14 protein-coding genes are annotated in these 15,006 nt (G+C 59.9%); 6 read left to right on the top strand and 8 right to left on the bottom strand.

Annotated features, from left to right (window positions below):
- From lpxD to K3557_RS08760, 3 genes are read left to right on the top strand one after another with little or no spacing between them, the layout of a single operon-like run.
- The gene (gene lpxD / locus K3557_RS08770; RefSeq protein WP_259999150.1) at window positions 1-1,074 is read left to right on the top strand and encodes a UDP-3-O-(3-hydroxymyristoyl)glucosamine N-acyltransferase; all 1,074 of its coding nucleotides are present in this window, start codon (window positions 1-3) and stop codon (window positions 1,072-1,074) included.
- Between the two features lie 48 nt (window positions 1,075-1,122).
- The gene (locus tag K3557_RS08765; RefSeq protein ID WP_129370852.1) at window positions 1,123-1,380 is read left to right on the top strand and encodes an acyl carrier protein; all 258 of its coding nucleotides are present in this window, start codon (window positions 1,123-1,125) and stop codon (window positions 1,378-1,380) included.
- An 8-nt stretch (window positions 1,381-1,388) separates the two neighbouring features.
- Window positions 1,389-2,597 (top strand): beta-ketoacyl synthase, encoded by a 1,209-nt coding sequence (locus tag K3557_RS08760; RefSeq protein ID WP_259992245.1) that lies wholly within the window; start codon window positions 1,389-1,391, stop codon window positions 2,595-2,597.
- A 66-nt stretch (window positions 2,598-2,663) separates the two neighbouring features.
- On the opposite strand, the gene K3557_RS08755 is transcribed toward K3557_RS08760, so the two are convergent.
- Complete coding sequence (locus K3557_RS08755; protein WP_259992243.1) at window positions 2,664-3,302, bottom strand: invasion associated locus B family protein; 639 nt, start codon at window positions 3,300-3,302, stop codon at window positions 2,664-2,666.
- Window positions 3,303-3,799: 497 nt separating this feature from the next.
- Between K3557_RS08755 and K3557_RS08750 the strand changes: the two genes are divergently transcribed.
- The gene (locus tag K3557_RS08750; RefSeq protein ID WP_259999148.1) at window positions 3,800-5,344 is read left to right on the top strand and encodes a DUF853 domain-containing protein; all 1,545 of its coding nucleotides are present in this window, start codon (window positions 3,800-3,802) and stop codon (window positions 5,342-5,344) included.
- Window positions 5,345-5,450: 106 nt separating this feature from the next.
- On the opposite strand, the gene K3557_RS08745 is transcribed toward K3557_RS08750, so the two are convergent.
- The 6 genes from K3557_RS08745 to K3557_RS08720 form a co-directional block, all read right to left on the bottom strand.
- A complete protein-coding gene (locus tag K3557_RS08745; RefSeq protein WP_259999146.1) occupies window positions 5,451-6,773 on the bottom strand; it encodes a branched-chain amino acid ABC transporter permease in 1,323 nt (440 codons plus the stop codon).
- On the bottom strand, window positions 6,770-7,780 hold the full coding sequence (locus K3557_RS08740) for a branched-chain amino acid ABC transporter permease (RefSeq protein WP_259999145.1): 1,011 nt from the start codon (window positions 7,778-7,780) through the stop codon (window positions 6,770-6,772). Before K3557_RS08740 ends, K3557_RS08745 begins: the two co-directional genes overlap by 4 nt.
- On the bottom strand, window positions 7,780-8,211 hold the full coding sequence (locus K3557_RS08735) for a hypothetical protein (protein ID WP_259999142.1): 432 nt from the start codon (window positions 8,209-8,211) through the stop codon (window positions 7,780-7,782). Before K3557_RS08735 ends, K3557_RS08740 begins: the two co-directional genes overlap by 1 nt.
- Before the next feature lie 2 nt (window positions 8,212-8,213).
- The gene (locus K3557_RS08730) at window positions 8,214-8,927 is read right to left on the bottom strand and encodes an ABC transporter ATP-binding protein (protein ID WP_259999140.1); all 714 of its coding nucleotides are present in this window, start codon (window positions 8,925-8,927) and stop codon (window positions 8,214-8,216) included.
- A gap of 87 nt (window positions 8,928-9,014) precedes the next feature.
- Window positions 9,015-9,800 carry an ABC transporter ATP-binding protein gene (locus K3557_RS08725; protein WP_129370860.1) on the bottom strand — a complete coding sequence of 262 codons (786 nt, stop codon included), beginning with the start codon at window positions 9,798-9,800 and terminating at the stop codon, window positions 9,015-9,017.
- Window positions 9,801-9,898: 98 nt separating this feature from the next.
- A complete protein-coding gene (locus K3557_RS08720) occupies window positions 9,899-11,092 on the bottom strand; it encodes an ABC transporter substrate-binding protein (protein WP_129370861.1) in 1,194 nt (397 codons plus the stop codon).
- Between the two features lie 189 nt (window positions 11,093-11,281).
- Here K3557_RS08720 and K3557_RS08715 point away from each other — a divergent pair, with 189 nt between their 5' ends.
- Window positions 11,282-12,385: a PQQ-dependent sugar dehydrogenase gene (locus K3557_RS08715; protein ID WP_259999138.1), complete on the top strand. Its 1,104-nt coding sequence runs from the start codon at window positions 11,282-11,284 to the stop codon at window positions 12,383-12,385.
- A 21-nt stretch (window positions 12,386-12,406) separates the two neighbouring features.
- Here the strand turns inward: K3557_RS08715 and K3557_RS08710 are convergent, their stop codons facing one another.
- Window positions 12,407-13,411, bottom strand: a complete 1,005-nt coding sequence (locus K3557_RS08710) for a GlxA family transcriptional regulator (RefSeq protein WP_259992226.1) — start codon at window positions 13,409-13,411, stop codon at window positions 12,407-12,409.
- Between the two features lie 181 nt (window positions 13,412-13,592).
- Here K3557_RS08710 and K3557_RS08705 point away from each other — a divergent pair, with 181 nt between their 5' ends.
- Window positions 13,593-14,963, top strand: a complete 1,371-nt coding sequence (locus tag K3557_RS08705) for a class II 3-deoxy-7-phosphoheptulonate synthase (RefSeq protein WP_259999136.1) — start codon at window positions 13,593-13,595, stop codon at window positions 14,961-14,963.
- The last annotated feature ends 43 nt before the right edge of the window (window positions 14,964-15,006 follow it).

Raw genomic sequence — 15,006 nt, 5'->3', positions numbered from 1 at the left:
ATGTTCACTATCCGCCAGATCGCTGAGTCCCTGGGAATTGAAGCCCAGGGCGACCTGGACCTGAAAATTGCGGGCGCGGCGGAGCCGCAGGATGCAAAGGCAGATCAGATCGCCATGGCCATGGCGCCGAAATATGCCGAGGGCCTTAAAGCTGGCAATGCGCAGGCCGCGGTGCTGTGGGAGGGGGCGGACTGGCAGTCATTTGGTCTGAAGGCCGCTATTTTTGCGCCGCGTCCGCGCCTGACCATGTCCGGCGTAACCGCGATGCTGGACCGGGGGCAGGGGTTTGCTGCCGGTGTTCACCCCTCTGCAGTGATCGACCCTACGGCCAAGCTGGGTGAGGATGTGTCAGTCGGGCCGCTGGCTGTCATCGGTGCCGGGGCCGAAATCGGTGCCCGCTCGGTCATCGGTCCGCATTGCTATATCGGAACAGATGTTGTGATTGGCGAAGACGCTCAATTGCGCGAAATGGTCTCGATCGGCGCCCGGGCAACCATCGGCGCCCGTTTCCGTGCCCAGCCTGGCGCACGCGTCGGCGGCGACGGATTTTCCTATGTCACCCCAGAAGTTTCCGGTGCTGAAAACGCCCGCAAGACCATGGGCGATCAGGGCGAGGCCAGGGCGCAGGCCTGGGTCCGCATCCACTCTTTGGGAGCCGTCACCATTGGTGATGACGTGGAAATCGGCTCCAATTGCACTTTGGACAACGGCACCATCCGCGACACGGTGATCGGCAATGGCAGCAAGCTCGACAATCAGGTGCATGTGGGCCACAACACCCGGGTCGGGAATGATTGCCTGCTATGCGGCCAGACCGGCATTTCCGGTTCTGTCGATGTCGGCAACAACGTGGTGCTGGGCGGCCAATGCGGTGTAGTCGACAATATTTTCATCGGCGACGGGGTGATTGCCGGCGGCGGCACCAAGATCCTGTCGAACGTGCCTGCGGGCCGGGTGATCATGGGCTATCCCAGCGTCAAGATGGAGACCCACACTGAGATGTATAAAGCACAACGCCGCCTGCCGCGTTTGATGCGTGACATCGAATTGTTAAAAAAGGCTGTTTTCAAGTAACGGCCGAATTACTACATCTGCCTCAGCCACAACGTCGGGGATCTCCACATGAGCACGCAGGACAAGGTCATTGCAATTATTGCCGAACAGGCGGTTCTTGAGCCGTCGGATGTGACCCTCGACAGCACGTTGGAGGATCTGGGCATCGACAGCCTGGGCCTGGTGGAAAGCATCTTTGCCATTGAAGAGGAGTTTGATGTTTCGATTCCCTTCAATGCCAATGAACCCGAAAACAGTGATTTTAACATTTCCAATGTTGCGGCTATCGTCGAAGGCATCGACAAGCTGATTTTGGAAAAAGCGTAAGATAGCCAATGAAGCGCGTCGTCATCACCGGGGCTGGAACCATCAATGCCCTGGGACATTCCGTGCCCGCCACACTGGAGGCCATGCGCGAAGGCCGTTGCGGCATTGGAGAATTGGAGTTTCGCGATGTGGACCGCCTGGCAATCCGCATCGGCGGCCAGGTCCGCGGATTTGAGGCAGAAGGGCGGTTCAACCGCCAGCAGATGAGCCTCTATGACCGGTTCACCCAGTTCACCTTGACTGCGGCGAAAGAGGCGATCGAGCAATCAGGCCTGGAGTTCCATGGCGATCTGTCCGCCAAGGCCGGCGTGGTTCTGGGCAACTCCGGCGGCGGCATGCAAACGCTGGATGAGAACTACCGCAGCGTTTACGAGGACGGCAAGAACCGGGTGCACCCCTTTGTGGTGCCTAAGCTGATGAACAATGCGGCAGCCGGGCATGTGTCTATGCAGTTCAACCTCAAGGGGCCCAGTTTCACCGTGTCCACGGCCTGTGCGTCCTCCAATCACGCGATGGCGCAGGCGTTTCAGATGGTGCGCTCGGGTATGAGCCCGGCAATGATCACCGGCGGCTCTGAATCCATGCTGTGCTTTGGCGGAGTCAAGGCCTGGGAAGGGCTGCGGGTGATGTCCAAGGACGCCTGCCGCCCGTTCAGCGCCAACCGCAATGGTATGGTGCAGGGCGAGGGCGCAGGCATATTTGTGTTCGAAGAATATGAGCACGCCAGGGCACGCGATGCAGAAATTCTGTGCGAAATCATCGGATTTGCCATGTCCTCGGACGCTTCCGACATCGTGATGCCCAGCAAGCAGGGCGCCGCCCGTGCCATTTCTGGCGCATTGCAGGATGCCCGTATCAACGCGTCTGAGGTGGGATATATCAACGCTCATGGCACCGGCACCGCCGCCAATGACAAGACTGAATGCGCTGCCGTCGCGGATGTTTTCGGCCCCCATGCGGACAGGCTGATGATCTCCTCCACCAAATCCATGCATGGCCATCTTATCGGCGGCACCGGTGCGGTGGAGTTGCTGGCCTGCATCATGGCGCTGCGCGACGGGGTGATCGCTCCGACTATCGGTTATGAAGACCCCGATCCGGAATGCGCGCTGGATGTGGTGCCGAATGAGGCCCGCGAGGCCAAGGTCGATGTGGCCCTGTCCAACGCCTTTGCCTTTGGCGGGCTGAACGCGGTGCTGGCCCTGCGCAAGGTCTGAAACAAGCAAAGAAAAACGCCGCGGCCCGACGGCGCGCGGCGTTTTCAGTTTTCAATGCCAGCGGGCTTATTGCTTGACCACGTCCACAACGTCAAAGCCGGCAGTGAAACCGCTCAGCGACAGTTTCATCTGCACCACTTGATCCGGTGCCGGCGCCGGACGCAGCGACAGAACGGCTTCCTTGCCCTTCCGGAAGGCGTCGATGTCGCCCTGGGTCAGGCCGATCTGTGCAACGCAGCCCAGCTGGTTGCAAAACGAATAGTTGTAGCGTTTGGCCGGGGCGCCATCGATCGAGATCGTCAGAGCCGCGGGCAGCAGGGTTTCCAGCGGCACGATGACGGTGGCCCCGGCAACGGCCTGGCCGCCTTGCTGGTCGATACGGAACAGCGACACTTCGGCAATCGGGTTGCCTTGTGGGCCTGCCAGCACCTGCAACAGCGAGCAGGGGTCGGTGCCGCTGTCAGTTTTGATGCAGGCCAGATCCCAATCGCCGTGGGTTTCCTTGGAGTAGCGCTCGCCGGCCTGAGGGCCGTCGCTGACCGGTTCGCCCAGGTCCAGCAGCTGATCTGCGGTTGATTCCGTTTGTTCTGTCTGCTCAGCGGATTCCGCCCCCGCAGTCTCTTCCGCAGCTGTTTCCTGTGCCGCCAGCGGGGCGGACATGGCCAGCACTGCGGCAAGCGTGATCGGGGTCAGGGACTTCAACATGAATGCCTCATTTTTCTAAAGACGCTGGTTTTGCGTTTACCACGCCGGCCGGGTGGTGTCAGGCCAATAACAAATGATCTGCGGGGAATTCCGCGCAAAATGTTTCAAGCCCGGAAGTCACTGTACCGGAACAAAAAAGGGAACCGGATGGCCCCCTTTTTCGTGTTGTGTCTCCCCGTCGGACTGGCCGACTTAGTTATTGCGTAGGACGTTACGAAAGGGCTGGCCATCGGTCAACATGCAACTTCAAAAAAAGTCGCGCAGGCTTCAATTTAGAGAGAATGGAACCCTGGCTGTCCGGATCGCCGCGGTATTTGCCTGTTTTGCAGGCAGTCCCGCCCAAAAAAGGAGGCCGTGCACAAGGCACGGCCAGTCTGACAGGGAGGAAATGTCCGCCACGGCAACCGCATTTGCGGGGGCGGGCAAGATTGACTATCGCACTGAAAAGTTAACGTTGTATTGTTATCCACAGGGAAAAAGACAGGCAGGGGACGGGCATGGCAGACAGTATCTTTCTGGGCGGCGGCGGCGAAGGTTATGGCACGCCGCAGGGGCTGCCACTGAAATACGCCAACCGGCATGGGCTGATCGCCGGGGCAACCGGCACAGGCAAGACTGTCACTCTGCAAATCCTGGCTGAAGGGTTTTCCAATGCCGGCGTGCCTGTGATCCTTGCTGATGTGAAGGGAGATCTGTCCGGCTTGGCTAAATCCGGCACGGCTGACCACAAATTGCATGACGCTTTCTCCGGCCGGGCGGAAAAAATCGGCTTTGCAGACTATTCTTACCACGCCTGCCCGGTGACGTTCTGGGACCTGTACGGTGTACAGGGCCATCCCGTGCGCACGACGGTTGCGGAAATGGGACCGCTGCTGCTGTCCCGGTTATTGGAGCTGAGCGAAGCGCAGGAAGGTATTTTAAACATCGCGTTCAGGCTGGCAGATGAAGACGCCTTACCCTTGTTGGACTTGAAGGACCTGCAATCGCTGTTGGTCTGGATCGGTGAAAACCGGGCGCAGCTGTCCCTGCGCTACGGCAACGTGTCCCCGGCTTCAATCGGTGCTATCCAGCGGCGTCTGCTAGTACTGGAAAATCAGGGCGGTGCCGGCCTGTTCGGGGAGCCTGCATTGGCGCTCAGCGATCTGATGCGGTGCGATGACGCTGGTAAGGGCGTGGTCAACATTCTGGCCGCAGATAAGCTGATGGCGGCGCCGGGGCTCTATTCAACCTTTTTGCTGTGGCTGCTGAGCGAGTTGTTCGAAGAGCTGCCCGAGGTGGGCGATCCTGTGAAACCGCGTCTGGTGTTCTTTTTCGATGAGGCGCATCTCTTGTTTGAGGATGCGCCGAAAGCGCTGGTCGACAAGGTCGAACAAGTGGCGCGGCTGATCCGGTCCAAAGGGGTGGGGATCTATTTCATCACCCAGAATCCGGCCGATGTGCCGGAAGATATCCTCGGCCAGCTTGGCAACCGTATCCAGCACGCGCTGCGTGCTTTTACCGCCAGGGACCGCAGAAACCTGAAACTGGCGGCGGAAACCTACCGCGAGAACCCGCGTTTTTCCACCGGAGAGGCTATCCGCGAGGTTGGCGTCGGCGAAGCCGTCACCTCAATGCTGCAGAAAAAAGGCGTGCCGGGCGTGGTTGAACGCACGCTGATCCGCCCGCCAAGCACCCAGCTTGGACCGCTTACGGTTCAGGAGCGGGAGGAGATGCTGAAAAATTCGGACATGGCGGGGAAATACGACAATCCGCTGGACCGGCGGTCGGCCTATGAAATCCTGGCTCAGCGAGCGGAGGCGGCGGCAGAGGAAGCAGAAGAATCCGAGGCTGCGGCAGAAGAGGCCCCCCAGCCGATGGCGCGGGAATTCAATGCCGCCCGCCGGTATTCCGGGTCCCGGGTCAGCCGCTCGTCTGCAAAGGTTTTCCGCAAGAAAGACAGCTTCACCTCAGCAATGTCTGAAGCGGTGATCAAGGAGCTGAAGGGCACAACCGGGCGCCGGATTGTCCGCGGCATTCTTGGCAGCCTTTTCAAAGGGCGCTGAGAGTAAAAATGGGTTCGGCTGACGCCGAACCCATGCCTCCGGCGGGGGTATTTACCACCAGAAAGAAGCAAAACGCGCCGCCCTGGAGATCAGGGCGGCGCTTGTTTTACTTCTCAGGAATCAGCCCGCGCGGACTGAATCTGAGGACAAGCAGCAGTATCAAGCCCATCGTGAACAGCCGCATGTGCGAGGCGCTCTCTACCAGATGCGCCTTAAGAGCGCTGCCTTCGGCCATGCCGGAGGTGACAGCTTCCATCAGCAGAATGCCCATCGGCTCCACTTTGATCCAGAAAAACCAGATCAGCATGCCGCCCAGCACCGCGCCAAAGTTGTTGCCGGATCCGCCGACAATCACCATTACCCAGATCAGGAAGGTGAAACGCAGCGGGTTGTAGGTACCCGGTGTCAGCTGGCTGTCCAGTGTGGTCATCATCGCACCGGCAATGCCGCAGATCGCGGAGCCCAGCACAAAGATCTGCAGATGGCGGCGGGTCACGTTTTTGCCCATTGCCTCGGCCGCGGTCTCGTTGTCGCGGATCGCGCGCATCATCCGGCCCCAGGGGCTTTTCAACGCCATCTGCGCCATCCACAGCAGCGCCAGCAGCACCGCGGTGAACATCAGCGCATAGCCTGCCTTGACGTAGATGGTCGAGGCCAGAACCGGGTCGAGACCAAACCCTGCGGCACTCTCGACAAAGCCCGGATCGTTCTGCAGATCCACTTCATAAGGCAGCGGACGGGGCAGGCCGACGACGTTTTTTACGCCACGCGACAGCCAGTCCTCGTTCTTCAGTACGGCAATGATGATCTCGGCGATGCCCAGCGTGGCAATCGCCAGATAGTCCGAACGCAGGCCCAATGCGGTCTTGCCAATGAGCCAGGCAGCACCCGCAGCCAGCAGTCCGCCCGCAGGCCAGGCCAGCAGCACCGGCAGGCCCAAGCCGCCAATGTTGCCTTGCAGTGCCGGGTTGATCGCCTCAACCGCACCAACCGCCGGATCAAAGATCGCACGGTAGACAAAGAAACCCGCGATCATCATACCAGCCAGCACCAACGCACGCAGTTTGCCGGGGGCCATGAATTTGCTGATCATCACACCGGCAACCACGGTCATGGCGCCCATGACCAGCGCCATCAAAATGCTGACCCCGCCCGAGGACCAGGCCGCAGGGATCACTGGGGTTGAGGTCAGCACCACAGCCAGCCCGCCAAGCGCGGTGAAACCCATGATGCCGACGTTGAACAGCCCTGCAAAGCCCCATTGGATGTTCACGCCGATCGCCATAATGGCTGAAATCAGCCCCATGTTCAGGATCACCAGCGCCGAGTTCCAGGAGCCGGAGAAGAACAGGAAGTCGGTCATGCCTTCAGCCAGGATCATCACGCCGACAAAGACGAAAAGAAGGGTATGTTTCATGGTGTCGGTCATACCGCTTTCCCTTTGAAAAGGCCGGTGGGCTTGAACAGGAGGACAACAATCAGGATCGCAAAGGAGACCGCGAACTTGTAGTCGGTGCTGAGGAGCTGAACCAGCCCGTCAGGCGCCAGGCTGTCCGGCAGCCCGTAGGTCAGAACTTTTTTCCAGGCATAGGTGATCGTCACTTCGGAGAAGGCGATGATGAAACCGCCTGCAATGGCGCCCAGCGGGCTGCCTAGGCCCCCCACGATGGCGGAGGCAAAGATCGGCAGCAGCAGCTGGAAATAGGTGAAGGGCTTGAACGACTTGTCGAGACCGTAAAGCACGCCTGCTATGGTCGCCAGCGCCGCCACAATCATCCAAGTGTACATCACCACGCGCTCCGGGTTGATGCCCGACAGCAGCGCCAGATCCTCGTTGTCCGAATAGGCGCGCATGGATTTTCCGGTGCGGGTCTTGTTCAGGAACCAAAACAGCGCCGCCACAACGATGATCGCGGTGATCACGGTGATGCCTTGGGTGGTCTTGATCGCCAGGCCTTCGTTCAGGCCGGTCATCTGTTTGAAAGCGCGCGCCTTGATGATGAAGCGCTCGCCGTCGGCAAACCGCTGGTCGCCGGGGCCGATGATGAAGCGAACGATACCGTTCATCATGAACATTACACCAAGCGAGACCATGACAAAGATCACCGGTTTTGCCTTCTGCTCGCGGTAGAACCGGTAAACGGTCCGGTCGGTCAGAAGCGCGAGGCCAATGGTCCCCAGGATGCCAAAAGGCAGGGCCAGCAGCGCGGTTGGCAGCACTCCAAAGCTGATCCCCATCGATTGAAACAGCCAGGTGATCAGGATCGTCACCATCGCACCGAACGCCATGGTGTCGCCATGGGCAAAGTTCGAGAACCGTAGGATCCCGTAGATCAGCGTCACCCCCAGCGCCCCGAGCGCGAGTTGCGAGCCATAGGCCAGCCCGGGGACAATAACAAAGTTGGTAAGCGCCACCAGGGCGTTGAGAAGATCCATCAATCTTGCTCCTCACAGAAGCCAGTTCCCGAAATCCAAATGGGCTTGGGGTCGACCTCTAAAGATGTGTGTGACGAGAAAGCGGCGTTGCCGTTCGAAAACACGGTTAGCATATGCACAGCACCCCTTTCGTTTCTTGTAACGAAGTTGGTAATTTGAGTCCCCTGATCGCTATGAACTGTTGCCTTGAAGGGGCGTGGTCCAGGAGACAGGATCTTCGCCGTTTCTCCCTGGGCATCCACTTCGATAGTGACTTCCGCTTCTTTGTCTACGCAGGAGCCTGAGGAGTAGCAGTTCAGAAACTTGCAACTCAGCGCGAGCGCAAAACTCTGGGAGCTTGTTGCCACCAGGGCAGCTGTGGCAATCAATGACGCAGTCAGGTAGCGTCGAGATTGTGCAAGCCGCGAGGCAAAAACTATTTCAGCTCGCATACTCACCCTCCCAGGAAAGATTTGCGCACTTCGGGATCGGTCAGCAGCTCCTGGCCGGTGCCGGTATAGGCATTGCGCCCCTGCACCAGAACATAGCCTTTGTCCGCGATCTCAAGCGCTTGCTTGGCGTTCTGCTCCACCATCAGGACCGGCAGCCCGGTGCGGGCAACCTCGATGATCCGGTCGAACAGCTCATCCATCACGATGGGGGAAACACCCGCCGTGGGTTCGTCCAGCATCAAGACCTTGGGCTTGGTCATCAGCGCGCGGCCCACCGCCACCTGCTGGCGCTGGCCGCCGGACAGCTCACCCGCCGGCTGGTTGCGCTTGTCGCGCAGGATCGGGAACAGGCTATAGATTTGCTCAATGGTCCCGGAAAAATCATCAGTTCGGATAAAGGCACCCATTTCCAGGTTTTCCTCCACCGTCATCGAGGTGAAAATGTTGCTGGTCTGGGGCACAAACCCCATGCCCTTGACCACCCGGTCCTGCGGCGACAGCGCGGTGATGTCCTCACCACCCAGCCGCACAGTCCCAGAATGCACGTTCAGCATCCCGAAAACTGCCTTCATGGCGGTGGATTTACCGGCCCCGTTCGGGCCAACAATGACGGCGATCTCGCCGGGGTTCACGGCGATGGTGCAATCATGCAGGATATCCGGCCCCTTGCCGTATCCGCCTGTCATGCAGTCACCAATCAGAAATGGTTCAGACATTCGCTGCCCCTTTCATCTTTCTGAAAATACTCCGGGGGAGCCGCGCAGCGGCGGGGGCAGAGCCCCAATAAGCAGCAAAGCAATCCATCACGTGTTTTCCAGCTTGTCTTTGTTCTTCAGGCCAGTGCCCAGATAGGCCTCGATCACCTGCTCATTCGCTTTGATCTCGTCCAGGGTGCCTTCGGCCAGTTTCTTCCCCTCAGCCATGCAGATCACCGGATCGCACAGGCGGCCGATGAATTCCATGTCGTGCTCAATGACGACAAAGGTATAGCCGCGCTCCTCGTTCAGACGCTTGATCGCATCAGCAATGGTATACAGCAGGGTCCGGTTCACGCCGGCGCCGACCTCATCCAGAAAGACAATCTTGGCGTCTACCATCATGGTGCGGCCCAACTCCAGCAGCTTCTTCTGGCCGCCGGATACCTGTCCTGCCTTCAGATCTGCGATATGGCTGATGGTGAGGAATTCCAGCACCTCATCCGCCTTGGCCCGCAGGGCGCGTTCCTCGTCGGCGATCCGCTTGCGGCCGAACCATGTGTTCCACAGGGTTTCGCCTGATTGCGCGCCAGGCACCATCATCAGGTTTTCCCGGCAGGTCATGGATGAGAACTCATGCGCGATCTGGAAGGTACGCAAGAGGCCCTTGTGGAACAGCTCATGCGGGGGCAGGCCGGTGATATCCTCACCATCCATGGTGACACGGCCAAAGGTCGGCGGCAAAACACCCGCGATTACATTGAACAAAGTGGTCTTGCCGGCACCGTTCGGGCCGATCAAACCGGTTATGGACCCCTTAGCGATTTCCAGCGAAGCGCCGTCAACCGCATGGAACCCGCCGAAGTGCTTATGCAAGTCCTCGACGACGATCATGACATTTCATCCCCTGCCGCGATTTTGCGGCGTTTTAAATTTGGAACAGCCCGGGCGGAACCCGGGCTGATCATTTTCTGTGTCTTTTCAGGGTCGTATCAGCGGAACTTGACGGTTTCGATTTTGCCGCCTTTGACTTCGACTTCGCGGTAAGAACCCGCGCTTTCACCCGGGCCGATCAGCTCAACGCCGGTAGCGCCCTGATAATCGATCTCACCGCCAGCGGCGAGGATTTCCAGTGCCTTACCCAGCTCGCCGGGGTTGATCGGCTCGCCCGGTCCATTGGCAACATCCAGGATCTTGCCCATGTAGTCCGCCGGTTTGGTCGAATTGGCAGCCTGCATCGCGAGCAGGAACAGCGCGGCAGCATCATAGGATTCCGGCGCATAAGCCGACGTGCCGTCAAAGCCTGCTTCCTTGGCCATTTCAGCAAAAACCTTGGAGCCTTCGCTGTCCGAGCCTGCGATCTGGCCGAAAGACCCATCGAGATCCGGGCCGACGTTCTGCGGCAGGGAATCGCCGATCATACCGTCGGGCAGGCCGAACATGTCAAACGCGCCGCTGTCCAGCGAGCCTTGGATGATGCCCAGACCGCCCTGGTCCAGATAGCCGGCCACGACCAGAACATCGCCGCCAGCCGAGGCCAGCGCGCCGACTTCAGCCGAATAATCGCCTTTGCCGTCTTCGTGGGCCGCAACGATGGTGACTTCGCCGCCGGAGGCTTCGAAGGCGGATTGGATCGAATCCGCAAGACCTTTGCCGTAGTCGTTGTTGGTGTAGGTCAGTGCGATCGACGAGACGCCGCGCTCTTTCAGCACGTCTGCCATGATCTCACCCTGGCGCGCGTCCGAAGGCGTGGTGCGGAAGAACAGGCCGTTGTCTTCCATTGTGCTCAGCCCGGGCGAGCTGGCGGAAGGAGAAATCATCACCATGCCGTTAGGGATGGCCACGTTTTGCAGAACTGCACCGGTCACGCCCGAGCAATCGCCGCCGACAATGCCGTTGACGCCTTCTGAGATGATTTTCTCGGCGTTGGCCACAGCCAGGCCGTTGTCGACACAGCCGTTGTCAGCACGAACAGAGCTGACGGTCGCGCTGTCCAGCAGCTTGCCGGATTTGGTGACTTCTTCCATCGCCAGTTCGGCGCCGCTTGCCATTGCCGGCGTCAGCGATTCAATCGGGCCGGTGAATCCGAACAAGATGCCGAGCTTCACTTCCTTGGCGTGGCCGCCGGCATATGCGGTGCCAGCCGTCAGCGCAGCGGCCGCAGTGGCCATCAGCAGTTTCTTCATTTGAAAACTCCCATTGTTGGAACAAAAATGTTCACATCGGACCCTAGGCAAGCCGGTTCCAAAAGAAAAGTCCTATTGAACCGGAACAGTTTTCCCCGGGCCGCTTGGTTTATGCTGCACCTCCATATGATCCCCGGATGCAGCGCGGGCGTGGATTTACAAGGGAATCAACAGAAGGAAAAGACCTCAATGCTGCAGTACTCACGCCTTTTGACGGTAGCCGCCGCGCTGATGACGGTTTTCACGGCTTCTTATGCAGAAAAGCTCCCGTCCAGTCAGGGAGACCTTAGTGTAACGATGATGGCCGATGGCTTTGATGTGCCTTGGGCAATTGATTTTCTGCCGGACGGCAGCCTGCTGGTGACTGAACGCGATGGGCAGTTGCTTCATGTCCGCGCGGGGCGCAAACAACATGTCAAAGGGGTGCCTCCCGTGGCCGCCGAAGGGCAGGGCGGCCTGCTGGATGTGATGGTGCCAAGGGATTTCACCCAAAGCCGCGAGGTTTTCTTGACCTTTGCCAGGCGTCAGGGCCGCGGTGCAGGCACCGCGCTGGCTGTTGGGCGGCTCAGCCCGGACAACACCCGCCTGACAGACGTCCGGGTGCTGTTCGAAGCTGCACCGGGTGCATTGGGCGGGCGGCATTTCGGCGCCCGCGTGGTGGAAGCGAGGGATGGAAGCCTGTTCATTTCGCTGGGCGAGCGCGGCGACCGGCCCAGTGCCCAGAACCTGCGGCTGCACCAGGGATCGGTGGTGCGGATCAACCGCGACGGCTCGGTCCCCGCCAGCAATCCCTTCACCAGCACACAAGGTGCGCAACCGGAGATCTGGTCCTACGGACACCGCAATCCGCAGGGCATGGAGCTGGATCTGCAGGGCAACCTGTGGGTTGCGGAACACGGCGCCAAAGGCGGCGATGAGGTGAACCGGGTCCGCAAAGGTGCCAACTACGGCTGGCCGGTGATTTCTTACGGGCGCCATTATTCGGGGGGCAAAATCGGCGAAGGCACCGCGAAACCAGGGATGGAGCAGCCGGAATGGTACTGGGATCCGTCCATCGCACCGTCCGGTTTGATGATTTACTCCGGCCGGATGTGGCCGCAGTGGCGCGGAGATATCTTTGTCGGCTCGCTGAAATTCAACTACATTTCCCGCCTTTCGGGAACGCCTCTTACCGAAGCGGAGCAGCTGCGCAGCGGCGAAACCGGACGCATCCGTGACCTGCAGGAGGCGCCCGACGGCAGTATCTGGTTTGCTTCGGAAAGCGAGGGCGCGGTATACAGGCTATCGCGCTGACCAGCGGGCAGGCAGCGCTGGTCACACCTTGTACGTTGCCGCCTTGCTGCCGCGTTCGCGGTAGGGGGTGGTGTCGTAATGCGCCCGGTAGCACTTGGAGAAATGCGACGGTGAGGCAAAGCCGCAGGCCAGTGCCACGTTGATCACGCTCATATCCGTCTGCATCAGCAGGTTGCGCGCCTTTTGCAGCCGGATCTCCATGTAATAGCGCTTGGGTGAGCGGTTCAGGTAACGGCGGAACAGACGCTCCAGCTGGCGGGTGGACATGCCGACGTCCTGCGCCAGAACCGACGGGCTGATCGGCTCTTCGATATTGGCTTCCATCATCTGGATCACCATTGACAGCTTCGGATGGCGCACCCCGATGCGGGTCGGGATCGACAGACGCTGGGTATCCTGGTCGGTCCGGATGGACGAATAGATCAGCTGGTCCGCCACCGCATTGGCCAGCTCCTCGCCATGGTCATTGGCAATCAGCTTGAGCATCAGATCGATGGACGAGGTGCCGCCTGCGGTGGACAGCCGGTTGCCATCAATCACAAAGACCGATTTGGTCAGGTCAACCTCGTCGAACTCCTCGGCAAAGCTGTCGGCGTTTTCCCAGTGGATAGTGGCCCGCTTACCGTCCAGCAGACCGGCCTTGGCCAATGTGTAAGAGGCGGTGCAAAGCCCGCCGATGGTCAGCCCCTTGCGGGCTTCGCGGCGCAGCCAGGCCAAGAGCTTTTTGGTGGTGGAGTCCTGCACATCAATGCCAGAGCACAGCATGACCACATCGTCGCGGTGCAGGTCGCTCAGATCGCCGTCCAGGTTAAACGTGGTGCCGGCCGAACAGGTCACCGTTTCACCGCCTTCACCGATCAGCGTCCAGGCATAGGTGTCCTTCCCATGCATCCGGTTGGCAATCCGCAGGCATTCGACAGCCGATGCATAGGAAAGCATCGTGAACTTATCGAGAAGCACAAAAACGAACCGTTTTGGCTGGCCGGCGTCAACTCCAGAATCAGCAGGCTTGCGTGGCGTCTGCATGGCGAGCGTCCTTCAAGAAACAATTCGGGCCGCGGCAGCACGCTCCGCGGCAGGTCGGGAAACCGTGCTCACAGCTTGGACCCGGGGTCAAGTGGGCGCAATTCTAAACTGGCCACCCCGGTGCGGATTTTGTATAGAGCACCCAACACAATCCAAAGACCTCTGATGCGGAGATAAAGTCATGAGCGAATGGCAAAAAACGGACTGGCGCAACAAGCCGCGGGTTCAAATGCCGGACTATACCGATGCGGCAGCGCTGAATGCTGTCGAGGCTCAGCTTTCCAAATTCCCCCCGCTGGTCTTTGCCGGCGAAGCGCGCCGCCTTAAACAGCATATTGGTGCTGCAGGGCGCGGCGAAGCCTTTCTGCTGCAGGGCGGCGATTGCGCCGAAAGCTTTGACCAGTTCAGCGCTGATGCGATCCGCGACACCTTTATGGTGATGCTGCAAATGGCGATGGTGCTGACCTATGGCGCCAAGGTGCCGGTGGTGAAAGTGGGCCGTATGGCCGGCCAGTTCGCCAAGCCGCGCAGCGCGCCGACCGAAACCATTGATGGCGTTGAGCTGCCCAGCTACCGCGGTGATATCATCAACGAGTTGGAATTTACCTCTGCCGCGCGCATTCCCAACCCGCAGAAGATGCTGCAGGCCTATACCCAGGCCGCTGCAACGCTGAACCTGCTGCGCGCTTTCTCCACCGGCGGGTTTGCCGATATGAGCCGGGTGCATTCCTGGACCCTGGGCTTTACCGATGAACAGGAAGTCCAGAAATACAGCGAGATCGCAAACCGTATTCAGGACACCATTGATTTCATGGCTGCCGCCGGCATAACCGCCGACACCACCCACGAATTCTCGACCGTGGATTTCTACACCAGCCACGAAGGGCTGCTGCTGGAATATGAGGAAGCGCTGACCCGGCTTGATTCAACCTCCGGCAAATGGCTGGCCGGTTCCGGCCACATGATCTGGATCGGCGACCGCACCCGCCAGCCAGACGGCGCCCATGTCGAGTTCTGCCGCGGTGTGCTGAACCCGATCGGCCTTAAATGCGGCCCGACCACCACCGCCGAGGATCTTAAGGTGCTGATGTCGCGCCTGAACCCGGAGAACGAAGAGGGCAAGCTGACCCTGATCGCCCGCTTCGGCGCAGGCAAGGCCGGTGAACATCTGCCGCGCTTGGTCAAGGCGGTCAAGGAAGAGGGCGCCAATGTCACCTGGGTCTGCGACCCGATGCATGGCAACACCATCAAATCCTCCACCGGCTACAAAACCCGTCCTTTTGACAGTGTTCTGCGCGAAGTGCGCGACTTCTTCGGTGTTCACAAGGCCGAAGGCACTATTCCGGGCGGCGTGCATTTCGAAATGACCGGCCAGGACGTGACCGAATGCACCGGCGGCGTCCGCGCGGTGACGGATGAGGATCTGAGCGACCGCTACCACACTGCCTGCGATCCGCGCCTCAACGCCAGCCAGTCGCTGGAGCTGGCCTTCCTGGTGGCCGAGGAACTGTCTGCCCTGCGGGCCTCCCAAAGCACCCGCCAGGCTGGCTGAAGCCTGGACAGGCCGCGCGCTGTTACGGCGCGTGGCCATTTGA

Origin of the sequence: Leisingera sp. M523 (assembly GCF_025141335.1) — a bacterium.
Classification (GTDB): Bacteria; Pseudomonadota; Alphaproteobacteria; order Rhodobacterales; family Rhodobacteraceae; genus Leisingera.
The sequence above is the reverse complement of the archived record's forward strand: the minus strand, read 5'-3'. Positions and strand labels throughout refer to the sequence as shown.